General features: G+C 45.0%; 12 protein-coding genes. All 12 read left to right on the top strand.

The window, feature by feature from the left end; all coding sequences use genetic code 11:
• The first annotated feature begins 88 nt into the window (after positions 1 to 88).
• The 12 genes from KO533_RS02055 to KO533_RS01990 all read left to right on the top strand — a co-directional run bounded on the left by KO533_RS02055 (position 89) and on the right by KO533_RS01990 (position 16,728).
• Complete coding sequence (locus tag KO533_RS02055; RefSeq protein ID WP_219252678.1) at positions 89 to 1,120, top strand: isoaspartyl peptidase/L-asparaginase; 1,032 nt, start codon at positions 89 to 91, stop codon at positions 1,118 to 1,120.
• A 386-nt stretch (positions 1,121 to 1,506) separates the two neighbouring features.
• Positions 1,507 to 2,511, top strand: coding sequence for a 2-oxoglutarate and iron-dependent oxygenase domain-containing protein (locus KO533_RS02050; protein ID WP_219252677.1), 1,005 nt, complete (start codon positions 1,507 to 1,509; stop codon positions 2,509 to 2,511).
• An 18-nt stretch (positions 2,512 to 2,529) separates the two neighbouring features.
• Positions 2,530 to 3,690, top strand: coding sequence for a PLP-dependent aspartate aminotransferase family protein (locus KO533_RS02045; RefSeq protein ID WP_219252676.1), 1,161 nt, complete (start codon positions 2,530 to 2,532; stop codon positions 3,688 to 3,690).
• A gap of 658 nt (positions 3,691 to 4,348) precedes the next feature.
• On the top strand, positions 4,349 to 5,830 hold the full coding sequence (locus KO533_RS02035) for a TrkH family potassium uptake protein (RefSeq protein WP_219252672.1): 1,482 nt from the start codon (positions 4,349 to 4,351) through the stop codon (positions 5,828 to 5,830).
• Between the two features lie 52 nt (positions 5,831 to 5,882).
• Positions 5,883 to 6,881 (top strand): FAD:protein FMN transferase, encoded by a 999-nt coding sequence (locus KO533_RS02030; protein ID WP_219252666.1) that lies wholly within the window; start codon positions 5,883 to 5,885, stop codon positions 6,879 to 6,881.
• A 314-nt stretch (positions 6,882 to 7,195) separates the two neighbouring features.
• Positions 7,196 to 8,920, top strand: a complete 1,725-nt coding sequence (gene kdpA / locus KO533_RS02020) for a potassium-transporting ATPase subunit KdpA (RefSeq protein ID WP_219252665.1) — start codon at positions 7,196 to 7,198, stop codon at positions 8,918 to 8,920.
• Between the two features lie 2 nt (positions 8,921 to 8,922).
• On the top strand, positions 8,923 to 10,941 hold the full coding sequence (gene kdpB, locus KO533_RS02015) for a potassium-transporting ATPase subunit KdpB (protein ID WP_219252664.1): 2,019 nt from the start codon (positions 8,923 to 8,925) through the stop codon (positions 10,939 to 10,941).
• A gap of 9 nt (positions 10,942 to 10,950) precedes the next feature.
• The gene (gene kdpC, locus KO533_RS02010; protein ID WP_219252663.1) at positions 10,951 to 11,550 is read left to right on the top strand and encodes a potassium-transporting ATPase subunit KdpC; all 600 of its coding nucleotides are present in this window, start codon (positions 10,951 to 10,953) and stop codon (positions 11,548 to 11,550) included.
• Positions 11,551 to 11,584: 34 nt separating this feature from the next.
• Entirely contained in the window at positions 11,585 to 12,346 is a 762-nt protein-coding gene (locus KO533_RS02005) for a TorF family putative porin (RefSeq protein ID WP_219252662.1), read from the top strand.
• Positions 12,347 to 12,348: 2 nt separating this feature from the next.
• Complete coding sequence (locus KO533_RS02000) at positions 12,349 to 15,009, top strand: sensor histidine kinase KdpD (RefSeq protein WP_219252661.1); 2,661 nt, start codon at positions 12,349 to 12,351, stop codon at positions 15,007 to 15,009.
• 49 nt (positions 15,010 to 15,058) lie between these two features.
• The gene (locus tag KO533_RS22825) at positions 15,059 to 15,742 is read left to right on the top strand and encodes a response regulator (RefSeq protein ID WP_028760150.1); all 684 of its coding nucleotides are present in this window, start codon (positions 15,059 to 15,061) and stop codon (positions 15,740 to 15,742) included.
• A 569-nt stretch (positions 15,743 to 16,311) separates the two neighbouring features.
• A complete protein-coding gene (locus tag KO533_RS01990; RefSeq protein ID WP_006081403.1) occupies positions 16,312 to 16,728 on the top strand; it encodes a CBS domain-containing protein in 417 nt (138 codons plus the stop codon).
• Positions 16,729 to 16,844: the final 116 nt, after the last annotated feature.

Below are 16,844 nucleotides of genomic sequence, written 5' to 3'. Positions count from 1 at the left end.
CCAGAATAAAACCAACAGGCAAGGAGATGATTGAAATTACACGATGAAATGGTTACAAAGGACGCTACTTTTTAAGGGGATGTAAAGAATGAAAACAAAATTAGCCACCTTTAGTTTAATTATTTCGGGCCTACTTTTTATGTCACATAACACCTTTGCCAATGATAAACCGTTCGCCATTGCGATCCACGGCGGCGCGGGGACGATTTCTAAAGCTAATCTCACCCCTGAACAACGCCAAGCCTACAAAGATAAGTTAAAGGAAGCGGTCGATAAAGGCTCAAAAGTCTTAGAGGAGGGCGGTGACAGCTTAGTGGCAGTACAAACCGCAATTAATATCCTTGAAAATAGTGCTCTGTTTAATGCTGGTATAGGCGCGGTTTATACCTATGACGGCGGACATGAATTAGATGCCTCTATTATGGATGGCAAAACGATGAATGCCGGCGCTGTCGCTGGAGTGCGTCATATTGCCAATCCAATTGACTTAGCCTTGGCCGTGATGAATAAATCTGAGCACGTGATGCTCTCGGGCGCAGGAGCGGAAGAATTTGCCCTGACTCAAGGCTTTACTTTAGTGCCAAACCATCATTTTGATACTGACGAGCGTTATCAGCAATTACTCGATACACGGCAAAAACTGCAAGTTGCGGCTAAATCTGAACAAGTTGCTAATGTTGAGATGAAGGACCTCGATTACAAATTTGGTACCGTTGGTGCTGTCGCCTTAGATAAAAAGGGTAACTTAGCTGCAGGTACATCGACCGGTGGTATGACGGCAAAACGCTTTGGTCGTATCGGTGACTCTCCTGTCATCGGTGCTGGCACTTATGCTGAAAACGGTGTTTGTGCCGTATCGGCAACGGGTCATGGTGAATTCTTTATCCGTTACCTCGTCGCGGGGGATATTTGTGCCAAGGTGAAATATCAGCAAAAATCTATCATTCAGGCAGCAGATGAAGTTATTAATCAACGTCTTATCACTGCTGGCGGTTCAGGTGGTGTGATTGCAGTCGATCAGCGTGGCAATATTGCTACGCCATTTAATACCGAAGGTATGTACCGCGCCACCCGTAGTAATGGTGAGCCAGCCCAAGTGCTGATTTGGCATGATCAATAATGTCATTGGTAGAAGCATCTAGGTTTATAACTGACATGACTTAGAAACGTTAAAACTTCGAAACCTTAAAAGCGAGTGCCGCAAAAGTGGACTCGCTTTTATTTTTATATCTCAATTTTACTAATATATTGAAAAATAACCAGATAAATATCATTAAGCAGTATGGCTTATGATGTTTATCTGAGTGGTACGGTTTGAGTTGGCCTAATAATTAGCGTTGTTTTACCCTTTGAAATTCAAATCTAGCAGTATAGAAGCCTAGATGTTTATATATCTAAATGATCTATTATTACTGTTTAATATATCAAATAGTTATTGATTCATTATCCATCGACCCATAAAGGCATAGAATCCGGCTCAGACAATGCATTAAATGGGAGTCATTGATGGAACAATTACCGATATTGAATTTAAGTGATTGGCATGCTGGTGGACAACGTCGTAACGCTTTTATTACTAAGCTTGCCGATGCTGCCAGAAGAATAGGGTTTTTCTATCTCACAGGCCACGGCATTGAGCTTGCTAGACAGCAGCAAGTACTTAAGTTAGCGGCAGATTTCTTTGCACTGCCCGTAGTAGATAAACTAGCGGTGAAAATGGCTAATACACCGCATTTTCGCGGTTATACCCGTTTGCAAGGTGAATTGACCTTAGGGAAACCGGACTTGCGGGAACAATTTGATATCATGCAAGAAGAAGTGGCTAACCCTCAGCAGTCTGATGTGCCTATATGGTGGCAGCTACAGGGGCCTAATCAATGGCCGTCACAATTACCACAGATGAAATCGACTTTATTGGCATGGCAACAGGATTTAGCCGATACCAGTGTCATACTATTGAGGGCTTTAGCTGTTGCGCTGGAGCAGCCAGAAAGCGCCTTTGATGCCACGATTGAAGCGGGTCCATATCAGCATATGAAGCTTATTCGCTATCCCAGCGCGGATGGACAGACTTCTGGCCAAGGCGTAGGGGCACACAAAGATCCTGGCTATTTGACCTTAGTGCTGCAAGATAAGCAATCCGGTTTAGAGGTTCAGACTGACAACGGTTGGTTAAGCATACCGCCATTAGAAGATGCCTTTGTGGTGAATATAGGTGAATTACTTGAGTTGGCTTCTAATGGGTATTTAAAGGCAACCAACCATAGGGTGACGAGCCCGCCTGCTGGGGTCGAGCGCTACTCGTGCGCCTTTTTTATGGCGGCGCAGTTGAATGCGACAGTCCCTTTGTTACCTTTGCCAAAGCATTTGGCGAACCAAGCTCAAGGACCGGCAAGCGATCCATTAAATCCACTTTTCCACCAAGTGGGCCAGAACGTATTAAAAGGGCGTTTACGCTCTCATCCCGACGTTGCTCAAGCACATTACGCCTCATTCGCTCATGCCATTTAATGGTTATTAGGATCTATTATGCAATTTAAAACTAAATTACTTCACACCCATTATGCCGCTGATAACTCGACGGGCGCTCTTACAACTCCTATCTATCAAAGTAGCACCTTCGCCTACGGTAGTGCCGAGGATGGTCGAGCCCGTTTTGCAGGTGAGCAACCGGGCTTTATCTACAGTCGCATGGCGAATCCGACAGTGCAGGCGCTTGAATATCAATTAGCACAACTGGAAGGGGCTGATGAAGCACTCGTTGTTGCGAGTGGGATGGCGGCAATCAGCAGTATTTTCTATGCTTTAGCCAGTCAAGGTGATGAAATCGCATTTATCGACCCCGTATACGGTGGCACTGCGGCATTTTTAATCCAAACGTTAACCCGCGCGGGTATTACTGTGCGCCGTTATCAAGATGATGATCATTTATTGGCAGAGATTACCGCCGAAACAAAAATTATTTTATTTGAGCCCATCACCAATCCGACCTTAAAAGTCAGTGACTACCGTAAGGTTAAGCTTGCCGCCGAAAAAGTGGGCGCTATAACCATTTGTGATAATACGTTTTTAACCCCGTATTTATTCAAACCGCTGGAACATGGCATTGATATCGTGATGCACAGTGCCACTAAGTATTTAAGTGGCCATGGCGATTTAATCGCAGGTGTTGTCGCTGGACCTAAGGCATTAATGCAACCTATTCGCACTATAGCGCTTAAACATATCGGCGCTGCGATTGGGCCACAGGAAGCCTATTTATTACAGCGAGGCTTACGTACCTTAGCACTTAGAATGGATGCTCATCTTGCGGGCGCGGCTAAGGTCGCCGCTTTTCTTGCAACCCATCCGAGCGTTGCAAAAGTTTATTACCCAGGGCTAGCAGAGGATCAAGGTCATCAAGTTCTGAGTGAAACCATCAACGCCTTTGGCGGTATGGTGAGTATTGAGCTCGAAGGGGGCTTTAATCGAGCGGCGCAGTTTTTAGATCATTTGAATTTGTTTACCCAAGCGGTCAGTTTAGGCGACTTAGAGAGCCTTGCTTGCCACCCCGCTAGTACCACCCATGCCGCTATGGATGCCACGAGTCGGCTAGCTTCAGGGGTGAATGACAACCTGATTAGATTGAGCATTGGCGTCGAAGATCCTCAAGATTTGATTGCCGATCTTGAGCAAGCCTTAGCCATTTAAGCATATTGATACTAGCCATCCCCAGTTAAATTGATTGGGGATTTCAAAAGTATAATGTTATTAATTTCGTCTATCTAAAGTTAATTTCCGTATTTTTTTACGTTTTTTTTACGCGTCAGAATTGTTTTCGTCTGTTAAAGTGAAAATCTGTATGACATAACGACTTACATTTTGATGGACAAACTAAGTGTTTTTAAACTCTCTGTTAGGTTGAGCTTTATTTCTGAGTGCCTACTCGCTATTTGCTTGTATTTACCCTCTTGGAGGGTGTCATCTAAAGCATTATTATTGTACTCCAACTCGTTGTCGTTATGATTACACTTCAATGTTGTTTTCAATATACGTATATGGCTGTATTTGTTGAAGCTATTCGTGTTTATTTTTTATTTAACGCTCCTTATTATTCTCTCCCAATGATAGATGTGGCTGTTTTTATCAATCTAATCGCTTTTATTGTCATAGCCATTGTCGCGACGATAAGTCAACTTGCAATCCACCTTAGACGACAACAAAGAGTATTCGGGACGATCTATTTCCTAACCTAACTCTGTTATCGATTGCATATAATTTTAGAACAGGACGTGAGCGCTTGTATTTTATGATACCTAATAAATTATTCATTAAGTCTTTCACGATAAATATCTAAAGGTGAGTTGGAATGATTGCAGTCAGTGGAATACAGAAATCTAGCTCTCGATTTCATACCATAATTCATCTATGTAGCTTTTTGATTGTCATATATAGCTTCACCATGTTGATGCCTATCGCTGTTGCATTATTTTATAAAGATGGATATATCACTCCATTTTTAATCACATTCCTCCTTTCCCTTTTTATTGGTGTGGTCGGTTGGAAGATGACAAGTGAGGAAAATAAAAATCTGCAAAAACGTGATGGCTTCATGGTCGCTTGTTTATTTTGGCTGATATTTTCCTTAATGAGTGCATTACCTTTTCTTCTTGATAGACGATTGGACTTGAGTTTAATCGATGCCATGTTTGAAGGTGTGTCAGGCATTACGACGACTGGAGCCTCGATTTTTTCTGATATTGATGAACTACCCAAATCGATTTTATTTTATCGAGCACAGCTTAATTTCCTCGGTGGGTTAGGGATAATTGTTTTGGCCGTTGCAATTATGCCATTTCTTGGTATTGGTGGCGCAAAATTATATCAGTCTGAGATGCCAGGTCCCATGAAAGAGGAAAAGATGACGCCCCGCCTTGCGGATACGGCTCGAAATTTATGGGGGCTTTATAGCGTACTTGCCTTAGGTTGTGCAGTTGCTTATAAACTTGCAGGAATGAATTGGTTTAATGCCATATGTCATAGTCTATCTACCGTTTCATTGGGTGGATTTTCCACACATAGCGACAGCTTAGGATATTATAACAGTGCTGCAATTGAGCTTGTGGGTGGTGTATTTTCAATACTGGCAGCAATCAATTTCGCCTTATACTACATAGTGTTAGTTCGACGAAGCTTCAAGCCTATTTGGTATAATGCGGAGGTTCGATTTTTTATTCTCATATTATCTATTGTTGTTGGGATCGCTTGTTTAGAGCTGAATCGTACTCAAACTTTTGATATTAAAGATTCATTGGTACATGGATTTTTTCAAACAGTTTCAGTTATGACGGACAATGGATTAGGCTCTGCAGGTTATCCTAATTGGCCCAGTCATATTGTGCTTTTATTATTAGGCGCGAGCTTTTTTGGTGGATGCTTTGGTTCTACTTGTGGCGGTATTAAAGCTGTCAGATTTTTACTTTTGTACCGTCAAGGGATCCGAGAAATTCATCAATTGGTTCATCCTAATGCCATTTTAACGACAAAGATCAGTGGCCAAGTCGTTTCAGACAGAGTCATTCGTTCAGTATGGGGATTATTTTTCCTGTACATATTTTTTACTTGCGTTTTTGTATGGGGATTGGTCGCCATTGGACATGATTTTGCCACCGCCTTTGGAACAGTCGCCGCGTGCATTAATAATATGGGGATTGGTTATGGTGACACTGCATCTGGATTTGGCACGTTAAAAGATGCGGCTAAATGGCTGATGTGTGTCGCTATGCTTTTTGGGCGATTAGAAATATTTCCTGTACTCATTATTTTCTCACGGGCATTCTGGCGATTTTAATTTTAAGTGTATTTTATGGTTGATTTGTCGAATTGACTGGGAGGGGCAGTAAATGAAATGGTTATTGAGATGTATATTACTCATTATGCTAGTAGGGTGTCAGAAATCGCCAGTTTATACTAAGTTAGAAGGCCTTGCGCAGGGAACGAGTTGGCATGTGACATTTTGGAGTAAAGACAAGATAAATAGTACAGAGATAAATCGCGAGATTGAGCGGCAATTGTCAGAAATAGATCTTCATATGTCTACTTATCGTTCAGATTCGGTGATTTCTCGTTTTAACAGTATGCACTCCGCTATGGCGGTCGGGGATGATATTTTAGGGCTCATAGGGATAGCCAAGGAGGTCACTTCAAAAACGGAGGGTTGTTATGATTTGACCATTAAACCATTATTCGATTTGTGGGGATTTACCCATAACCAATTAACCATTCCTACAGAAAGTGCACTCCAACAGACATTAACCTATGTAGGCTTACATCATTTAAGTATTGATAATCAAATGTTAACTAAAGATTTGCCAGAGGTACATCTTGATTTATCTTCGATTGGACAGGGATATAGTGTTGGCAAAGTTGCAGATGTGCTAAAGCGATACAATATCGATAATTATTTGGTAGAGATTGGCGGCGAAATGGTCGTACACGGCAGTAAACTCGATGGTTCTGCTTGGAAAATCGCGATTGAAAAACCACTGCCCGAACAGCGAACAATGCAAAAGGTTCTGCTTATTGATTTCCCTCAAGCGATCATGACATCGGGTACATATCGTCATTATTTTGATCATTTAGGACAGCGCTATTCACATATTATTGATGCGCGAACCGGTAAACCCGTAACCCATAACACAGTATCTGTAACTGTATTGGCAACGGATCCGGCTAGAGCAGATGCTTGGTCTACAGCGCTATTATGTTTAGGAAGTCAAGAAGGATTAGTCGTCGCTAATCAGAATGATATAAAAGCATTATTTATTGATGACAATAAAGGTGTACTTAAAGAGATTAAGACAGATAGCTATAATAAAATGAAAAATATAGAGCTTAATTAATCTACAATATCATCGCTTGGTCATGTGTTAATGCCAGTTAGTATTTCTAGCTGGCATTTTTATTTTACTTTTATAGCTAATGCCATGGTTTATTGTGGCCTTATTTACCACTGATTATGATGACTTTTACGTATTCTTTACGGGATTAGTCATTTGAACTCTAGAGACTTTACGCGGTTAATTCATATATTTGTCCTGTTACTCACTTTCTTAAGGACAAATTATATGGACTGGATATTTCTAATACTTTCCATAGCACTTTTCATCTACTTAGCAGTGGCAATGTTTGCCCCTAATAAGTTTTAGGAGTCGTTATGTTTGAAATTACCCTTATTTTTACTACTGCGCTTGGGCTCGCATGGCTGTTGGGATCCTATATGACAGGGGTTTTCTCTGGTCAGTCCCATTTTTCAGATCGTTTATTTAATCCCATTGAAAAGTGGATTTATCGGGCTATAGGCGTAAATGCCCATTCGGGGATGACATGGAAATCCTATGGTGCGGCGTTTCTTATCAGCAACTTGGTACTTGGCATTTTGGCGTTTCTTATCCTTAAATTCCAACATGTGCTACCACTTAACCCCGATGGTATAGGACCATTATCTTGGGATCTGGCGTTGCACACTGCGGTGTCATTCCTCACCAATACCAATCAACAGCACTATTCCGGGCAGGCTCAGCTCAGTTATTTATCCCAAGGATTTGTCATTGTCACGCTGCAATTTGTTACTCCAGCCATGGCGCTGGCGGTTTGTGTGGCGATTTTGCGGGGAATGTTAGGCGGGTTGAATAATGACAGCGCCAAAGAGGGCGAGGCTCGAAATCTGGGTAACTATTATGTTGACTTAGTGCGCGGTGTGCTCAGACTTATGCTGCCATTAGCGGCTATTGTGGCGCTGTTACTGACTTGGCAAGGCGTACCGAGTAGTTTTGACGGTGCGCAAAAAGTAAACACCTTAGATTCTGCATCACCTATCACTGAGCAGGTCGTTCCGATCGGCCCCGTTGCTTCTATGGTGGCCATCAAGCAGTTAGGTACTAATGGCGGTGGCTGGTATGGCCCCAACAGCAGTAACCCGCTTGAAAACCCAACGCCAGTCAGTAATGTAATCGAGACCATTGCCTTAGTGCTGATCCCTATGGCCGTCGTCTTTATGGCTGGCGGAATGCTAAGACGCAAAAAATTTACCTTGATGGCTCTGGTTGCTATGGGTTTATTGAGCGTCAGTTTTCTTGGGGCAACTGTGTACAGCGAGTTGCAACCCAACGCCGCCTTTGCGGGATTAAGCGCCCAAGGGCCGAATATGGAGGGTAAAGAAGTTCGCTTTGGACCTGAGCTTTCGGCGCTATGGGCTTCTTTTACCACACAAACCTCTAACGGTTCGGTCAATGCCATGCACGATTCATTCAATCCAATCGGGGGATTGATGACGCGATCAGGCATGTTACTTAATGCGATATGGGGCGGTATTGGCTGCGGTTTTGTTAACTTTATCGTTTATGTGTGGATTGCTGTTTTCTTATCGGGATTGATGATTGGCCGTACGCCAGAGATATTTGGTCGTAAGCTCGAAACCCGTGAAATCACCCTTTTGGGAAGTCTATTAGTTTTACCTACCTTGTGCGTCTTAGGTTTGACGGCGATCACTGTAGCTATTCCGAGTGTTACGGGCAACAGCAACCCCGGCTTTCATGGAATTTCGCAAGTCTTTTACGAATATACCTCCGCTTTTGCTAATAACGGTTCGGGTTTTGAAGGTTTAGGTGATAACACGCCTTGGTGGAATATCAGCTGCGTTATCGCCTTACTGCTTGGTCGATACCTGCCGCTGTTTTTACCGCTGGCGATTGCGGGGATGATGTCGAGTAAAAGAGTGAGCCCCGACAGTAACGCGAGCTTGAAGCTCGAGAGTCCCACCTTTTGTTTCACCCTTATTGCTGTGATTTTAATCATTAACTTCCTGTCTTTCTTACCTGCGGCGGTATTAGGGCCTATTGGCGAAGCTTTAGAACTTGCCACTATGAGTCTGGAGAAATAGTCATGCATAAACCTGCTCAAATATTAGATAGCGCCGGCGTGAAGCAAGCTGCCTTTGGTGCTGTAAAGAAAATGTCCTTAGTGAGTATGGCTGGCAACCCTGTGATGTTCGTAGTGATGGTCGGCGCTTTACTCGCCGCTTTGATCACAGGACAAAAGTTCTTCAATGGCGAGACTGTTGGTTTTGAGCTAGCCACGACCCTTATTCTTTTGCTTACCGTGTGGTTTTCTAACTTTGCGGAATCCGTGGCAGAGGCAAGGGGTCGTGGACAAGCGGCCAGCTTAAAGTCGGCGAAAGAGGCCTTGCAGGCGAGGCGCATACGCCACGGTGAGTTGGAATCAGTATCCGCAACTTTGCTTGTCAAAGGCGATAAGGTGAAGGTTTTACAGGGTGATTATATTCCTGCCGATGGTGAAATCATTGAAGGGATAGCCACGATCAACGAATCGGCGATTACCGGTGAATCTGCGGCTGTGCTGCGTGAAGCGGGTACAGATCATTCCGGTGTGATTGGCGGCACTAAGGTACTTACGGGTGAAATTACTGTGCTGGTTGCCAACGATCCTGGGAATAGCTTCTTAGATCGCATGATAGGGCTGGTCGAAGGGGCAAAGCGTCAGAAAACACCGAACGAAACGGCGTTGACTGTGCTACTTGCATCATTGACTGCGGTTTTCCTCATCGTGGTGGTGACTTTGCCACCCATGGCGGGTTTCGTCGGTGCAAGCCTTGATTACACTATGTTAATTGCGCTGTTAGTGTGTTTGATCCCAACGACGATTGGTGGCTTGTTACCCGCTATTGGTATTGCAGGCATGAACCGCGCCTTAGCCGCCAATGTGGTCGCTAAATCGGGTAAAGCCGTGGAAGTTGCGGGGGATATCGATACGTTACTGCTGGATAAAACTGGCACTATCACTTTCGGTGATCGTCAAGCGACCGCATTTTTACCCGTGAAAGGCATTGCAGCTGAGATGTTGCGTGATGCGGCGGTGCTGTCTTCCCTCGATGACCCCACCCCTGAAGGGAAATCTGTACTCAAATTAGCCATAGATTTGGGCGCGGTGTTACCCGTCAAACCTACGGATGCGACTTTTATCCCATTTACACCGGAGACTCGGGTTTCTGGGGTCATTTTAACCGATGGTATTCAAGGCATTAAAGGCGCGGGCGATGCGATGCAGTTTTGGGCGCAGCAGCATCAAATTCACTGGCCTGAATCTGTTAACGCGCTTATCCGCAAAGTGGCTTTGCAGGGGGGCACTCCCTTAGTCGTCGCCAGTTGCACGCACATTTTAGGGGTTATAGCCTTAAGTGACGTGATTAAGCCAGGCGTTGCGGAGCGGTTTGCCCGTTTAAGGGCGCTCGGTGTACGGACCATCATGGTGACAGGGGATAATCCGCTAACGGCTGGCGTGATTGCCGCCGAAGCTGGGGTCGATGATTTTGTCGCTGAAGCTAAACCTGAGGATAAACTTGCCCTTATTCGTGCAGAGCAGGCCAAAGGTCGATTAGTGGCTATGGTGGGGGATGGCACTAACGATGCGCCGGCATTAGCGCAGGCCGATGTAGGTCTTGCGATGAACTCGGGTACCCAAGCCGCTAAAGAAGCTGGCAATATGGTGGACTTGGATTCTGATCCCACTAAATTACTGGCTATCGTTGAAGTCGGAAAACAATTGCTGATCACCCGCGGCGCCTTGACTACATTCTCCCTCTCTAATGATGTGGCTAAGTATTTTGCCATTATTCCTGCGGTATTTGCGGGGGCTTTGCCTGCGATTGGTGCACTGGATCTGATGCAGCTTCACAGCCCAACCTCAGCCGTACTCGCAGCGCTCGTATTTAACGCTCTTATCATTCCAGCCTTAATTCCATTGGCATTAAAAGGCATCAAACTCAGACCCATAAGTGCAGAAAAATTACTGCGAAATAACATGCTGATTTATGGCTTAGGTGGGGTGATTTTACCCTTTGTCGGCATTAAAGCACTCGACTCAATCATTGCACTTATGCTCTAGGAGACAGTAATGAATTCAATCGTATATACCACTAAAACTCAGCATGCCGTTATGGGATTGAGAGCCAGTCTCGCCCTGTTATTTGTGTGTGGCGTTGTCTATACCGGCACTGTGACTCAGCTCGGAGGCGCTTTATTTCCCGTACAAGCTAAGGGCAGTGTGATCCACAGGGATAATATCGCTATGGGTTCTGAGTTCATCGCTCAGCCCTTTGTTAATCCGGCCTATTTTTTTAGTCGGCCGAGCGCTGTCGGTTACGATCCTATGGCGACAGGTGGTAGTAATCTTGCGCCGAGTAACCCGGCGTTACGTGAACGTGTGATGGCAACAAGCCAAGAAATCCAAGCCAGAGAATCTGTTCAGGCCGCTGATATTCCAGTGGATTTACTCGCCACATCGGGCGCGGGACTGGATCCTCATATTTCACCCGCAGCAGCCAAACTGCAAGTCGCGCGCGTGGCTCAGGCTCGACAGTTAGCCGAACCACAAGTGTCGACCTTAGTGGCGCAATTTATCGAACCACCGCAGTGGGGCATTTTTGGGCAAGCGCGCGTCAATGTGCTCAAGCTCAACCTCGCTCTCGACCAGATTGCTAAACACGCTCAATAAAACAATATTCTACTGAATTTAAGGATAAATTTTTATGTTACCGATTAAGTCAGCTCCTTGTTCGCGCCTCTGTGCGGGTGTGATGATGGCGTTATCTTCACTCTCTATGGGCGCGCTTGCCAGCACTGAGACTCATGGGGGCAATGCCTCTTGGCAGAGTCAAGGGAGTGTGATGCTCATCAGTGATTATGCGTTTCGCGGTATTTCTCAAACTGATGAAGGACCTGCAGTTCAAGCAGGGTATAGCTTAAGCCATGATTCTGGCTGGTATGGCTCGCTTTGGGGCAGTAACATCGAATTTGGGGATGGAAGTTTAGAACTCGACTTGTCCGCTGGCTGGGCCAAGGATTGGGATAATGGCTTAACAACGGACCTAGGCGTGATACGTTACCAATACTCTCAGGACGATACCGACCTGAGTTATAACGAAATTTATGCTGTGGTAAGCTACGCCGATGCTAAGTTAGGGCTGGTTTATTCTCCTGATTATTTTGGCGAGAATGTGGACGATTTTCAGTATGTTTATGCCAGTTATGAGCCGCAGCTGTTCTCTAATGTAAGTCTAGTACTGCATCTTGGGAGCAATTTTTTTGCTTCTCAGCAAGATATGGCACTGTTTTTAGGTTCTATGGCCGCAAGCAATAGCCACTATTTAGATTGGCGAGTTGGGCTGAACCTCAATATGACTGAGCAGGATGTGTTGAGTGTCGGTTATGTCGATACGGATTTATCGCAGAGTCAGTGCCAGTCCCTGTGTGATGCGCGCTGGATAGTGAGTCTTTCAAGGAGTTTCTAATCGTGGTACCAATCAGTCAAACACAGCAAGCCAATGCGCTCTTAAGTCAGATACAGCAAAATGATAAAGGTAAACTGACGGTTTTTCTTGGGGCGGCACCTGGCGTGGGCAAGACCTATGCAATGCTCAGTGCGGCAAGGGAAATGGCCCAGCAAGGTGTCGATTTGCTGGTTGGACTGGTGGAAACCCATGGGCGTGCCGATACCGAGGCCATGGTAGCGGGTTTTGAGGTATTGGCACGTAAACCCATTGATTATCATCATAATCGTTTAACGGAATTCGATTTGGATGCGGCGCTGCTTCGTCGGCCTAAGCTTATCTTAGTCGATGAGTTGGCCCACACGAATGTCCCCGGTAGTCGCCATAAACGGCGCTATCAAGACGTCGCAGAATTATTGGCAGCGGGCATTGATGTCTATACCACAGTCAATATCCAACATTTGGTCAGTTTGAATGATCTGGTGTTGCAAATTACTCAAGTGCGGGTACGGGAAACCGTCCCCGATCGCTTCCTTGATGAAGCCCATGAAATTATATTTGTCGATTTACCGCCATCAACACTCATCGAACGCTTACAGCAAGGCAAAGTTTATCTGCCAGAGTATGCTCGCTCGGCTTTAGATGCTTTTTTTTCGGTCTCGAATTTGACTGCACTGCGCGAATTAGCAATGAAAAAAGTCATAGAGCGAGTCGATGCCAAGCTGATTTGCGAGCTAGATGCTAAGGCTCTCGGCACAGAGTTTGTACTCAAAGACAGATTGTTGGTTTTAGTGAGCAACAGCAGTGATCATCAATACTTGATCCGCATAGGCCGACAGATTGCCGAGCGGCGGCAAATTCCTTGGTTAGTGCTTTGGGTCGATACCGGCAAAGCGCTGGGCCTTTATCAGCGGAAAAGGCTAAATGAGGCCTTTGCCTTAGCGAAGGAACTTGGCGCGCAGACCGAAGTATTACGCGACACGAGCAGTTATCAGGCCATTTTACCTTACATAGCCCTGCATCGAATTAACACAGTATTAGTCGGCGCGGGTGTGAAACGCACCTATCCTTGGTGGCGTAAAAGGCTGTATCAACGCTTGATTGAGTCTGGTTTACCTGTTGAGGTGAGTGTCTATCACGCACCCGAAAACCAAATACAAGTACGAGATCCTATTACGCCTAAAGCCAGTTTTGGTGATCTTCGAGGCCATATTCTTGGGCTGATTGGCGTGGTGGTTATTTTTCCGCTGGTGGCATTTTTAGATACTTGGCTCAGTAATGGCAATCTGGTGTTGTTATATGTTTTCTTGATTGTCAGCATTGGTTTAACCTATGGCGCTAGGCCTGCCATGGCAACTGCGGTGTGGTCTTTTTTCAGCTTTAATTTCTTTCTTACTGATCCCAAATTTACTATGAATGTAAATAGTCAGGATGATATTGCCACTTTAATCTTTTTGATGTGTATAGGGCTTATCAGTGGCCCTGCGGCATCTCGGATCCGAAATCAGTTTATTTTGCTGCGTGAGTCAAATCGTTATGCTGAAACTTTAAAAGATGTTGCCCAAGAATTATCGGTCGCCGATGATGAAAAAGCCCTTTGGCAAACGATAGGGCGCAAGATTGCTGGTTCAGTGAATGCCGATTGTTATATTGTTTTGCAGCGTAAAGATGGTCAGCGATCCTATTTACCGCTGCTGAATACGCCATTTAACGACCTTGATTTAGCCGCAATCGATTGGACCTTGCGCCATGGGCAAGCGGCGGGGCGTTTGAGCGATACCTTGAGCGCATCGGGTGTGAGTGTGTTCCCCATTGAACTTGAAGGTACGACGATTGGCGCGGCGATTTTAGATTGGCAACCTACGGTCAACGAACTCAGTCCGTTTGATAGAGAGCTTATTCTGGCCATGTTACAGCAAGGCGCTAATACATGGCGGCGTATTCAGTTAGTGTCAGATCTTGAATCGGCACGGGTGAAAACAGAAATTGAGCAGTTACGTTCTGCATTATTATCGTCAGTGTCTCACGATCTAAAATCACCACTCTCTGCCATGATGGGGGCGGCGGAGAGCTTAAAACTATTGAATAAACAATTGCTAGAGGCCGACCGTAACGAGCTACTTGATACTATTTTGCAAGAAAGCCGTCGCTTGGACAGCTATATCCAAAATCTACTCGATATGACACGCCTGGGTCATGGCACTTTGAGCATAGAGCGTGATTGGGTTTCGGCAGATGACATTATTGGCAGCGTACTTGGCAGGCTTAAACGCTATTTCCCTAATGCAATCGTTGAATATCACAGAGAAAAAGAACCCCCACTCCTATTTGTGCATGCGGCGCTGATTGAGCAAGGATTATTTAACATTCTAGAGAATGCTGTTCGATTTTCACCACCAGAAGAGCCTATTTGTATTGAATTGACCATTTCTAATCACCGTTGCTGTATTGCCATTGAAGATAGAGGCCCAGGGATTCCCGCCAGCCATAGGGATCAAATTTTCGATATGTTTTATGTGGTTGCCGATGGCGATCAGAAAAAACAGAATACAGGTATGGGGCTGGCTATTTGCAAAGGCATGATAGCTGCACACGGCGGTAGTGTTCGCGTTACCGATTGCCTACAGGGGCAAGGTACTCGTTTTGAAGTTGAATTGCCGTTAGACTATCCCGTTCCTGGCTAATCATTTTTAGCCAAAATATCCTTAATAAACCACAGAATGGACTAGAGACGTGGCAATAAAAATCGTGGTTATCGATGATGAGACCCAAATACGCCGCATGCTGCGGATTGCACTCACCAGTGAGGGCTATGACGTTACCGAAGCTGAAAATGGTCAGCAAGGGCTCGCAGCTGTCGCTCGACAGCAACCTGAATTAGTTATTTTGGATTTAGGCTTGCCGGATATGGAAGGCCATCAAGTGCTACAGGAGTTACGGGGATGGTCCGATGTTGCTGTGATTGTATTGTCGGTTCGCAATCAAGATAAAGAAAAAGTCGCAGCATTAGATGCAGGCGCGCAGGATTATGTGACCAAACCCTTTAGTGTGGAAGAGTTACTGGCAAGGGTGCGAGCGATTTTAAGGGACCATATCAAACCTGAAAAATTACCCATATTAGATGACGGCAAGTTACAGATTGATTTAAGTCGCAGGCTGGTTAAAGTTGATCATCAAATTGTCGAACTTACACCCAAGGAATACGCAGTATTGTCTAAATTGGCGTCGTCACCTAACTGCGTTGTCACTCAGACTCAGTTGCTCAAAGAAATTTGGGGGCCCGCTCATACAGAAGACACACATTATCTACGAATTGTGGTCAGTCACTTAAGGCAAAAATTAGGCGACTCCCCGAGTGAACCTCAGTATGTGCGGACTGAGCCCGGTGTAGGTTATCGCTTTTATATCGACTTATAGCTTGTATCAATAGCGAATTAAAACGCGTTGGAATGACAAGTAAAATGATCACCGAAGACTGATGGTATTACCTTCCTCAATCAGATACTTGTCTGATTTCAGTTTGTAGTGTTCGCTTCAGTTAACTCTAAGTCGCTCTTTCTGGCTGCCTTTTTTGACGCTATTTTTGTCCTGTTAGCTCTTGTTGACATTGGATTATACCAATCGTATTAAATATCTGTTCATTCAGCGGGAGTTCAACGCGCTTTAGACAAGGCGAAGGCTTGAAGGCATAGTGGTGCTCTGTCGAAAGCCTTAAACGCAGTATAAAGCGCTTTGCCATGCAGTTAACATCAGCCGCCCTTCGGGAGCCACACAGGCATCCCACTCCGGTGTTGCATTGACTTAAAAGGGAATAACCATTTCTGCGTCAATGCGCCTTGGATTGAGATGCCTGTGAGGCTCTGAACTGATTAGATATTTAATGTGATTGGTATTATGCACTAGATAAGCCCAATCGATATAAATCGCACATTCTTGCCGATATTTTGACTAGACTACAAACGTAGGGTTAATTCGAGGGAAAGACTATGGACTTAATTAAAATCCGCGACCATATGGATCGTCAGCCCGTGTTGCTGCGCGCTAATATGTCGCTTGCGACTGCGGTCGAAAAGCTGTTGGATAATAATAAAATGGGCGCAGCAGTGGTTGATGATGCGGGCGATTTGGTGGGTTTTTTATCCCAGCAGGATTGTTTGGCTGTGATGATCAAAAGTAGCTATCACTGTGATATGACCTCAGTGGTGAAGGATTGCATGCGCACTGAAGTGCTGTTCGTTGGACCAGATGACAGTATTTTGCAGCTCGCCGAACAAATGCTAGGGCCTAAACCTAAAGTGTATCCAGTGGTTGAACATGGCAAAGTGATTGGCACGATTAATCGCACCAATGTGCTCAAAGCCATGAATATCTATATGCAACAATGTTATCTGTCACCGGTTTAATCTAAGTCGAGCCAGTGCGAAACTGACACGCCATATACTGAGTGCAGAGTAAATTAGCAATACCATTACGCCACTTTCCTTGCTAGGATCGCCGTTTTTGATGCTAGCAATGGAAT

Origin of the sequence: Shewanella sp. NKUCC05_KAH (assembly GCF_019345585.1) — a bacterium.
Classification (GTDB): domain Bacteria; phylum Pseudomonadota; class Gammaproteobacteria; order Enterobacterales; family Shewanellaceae; genus Shewanella; species Shewanella oncorhynchi.
Note: the sequence above shows the minus strand (reverse complement) of the source record. Positions and strands in the feature narration are given on the sequence as shown.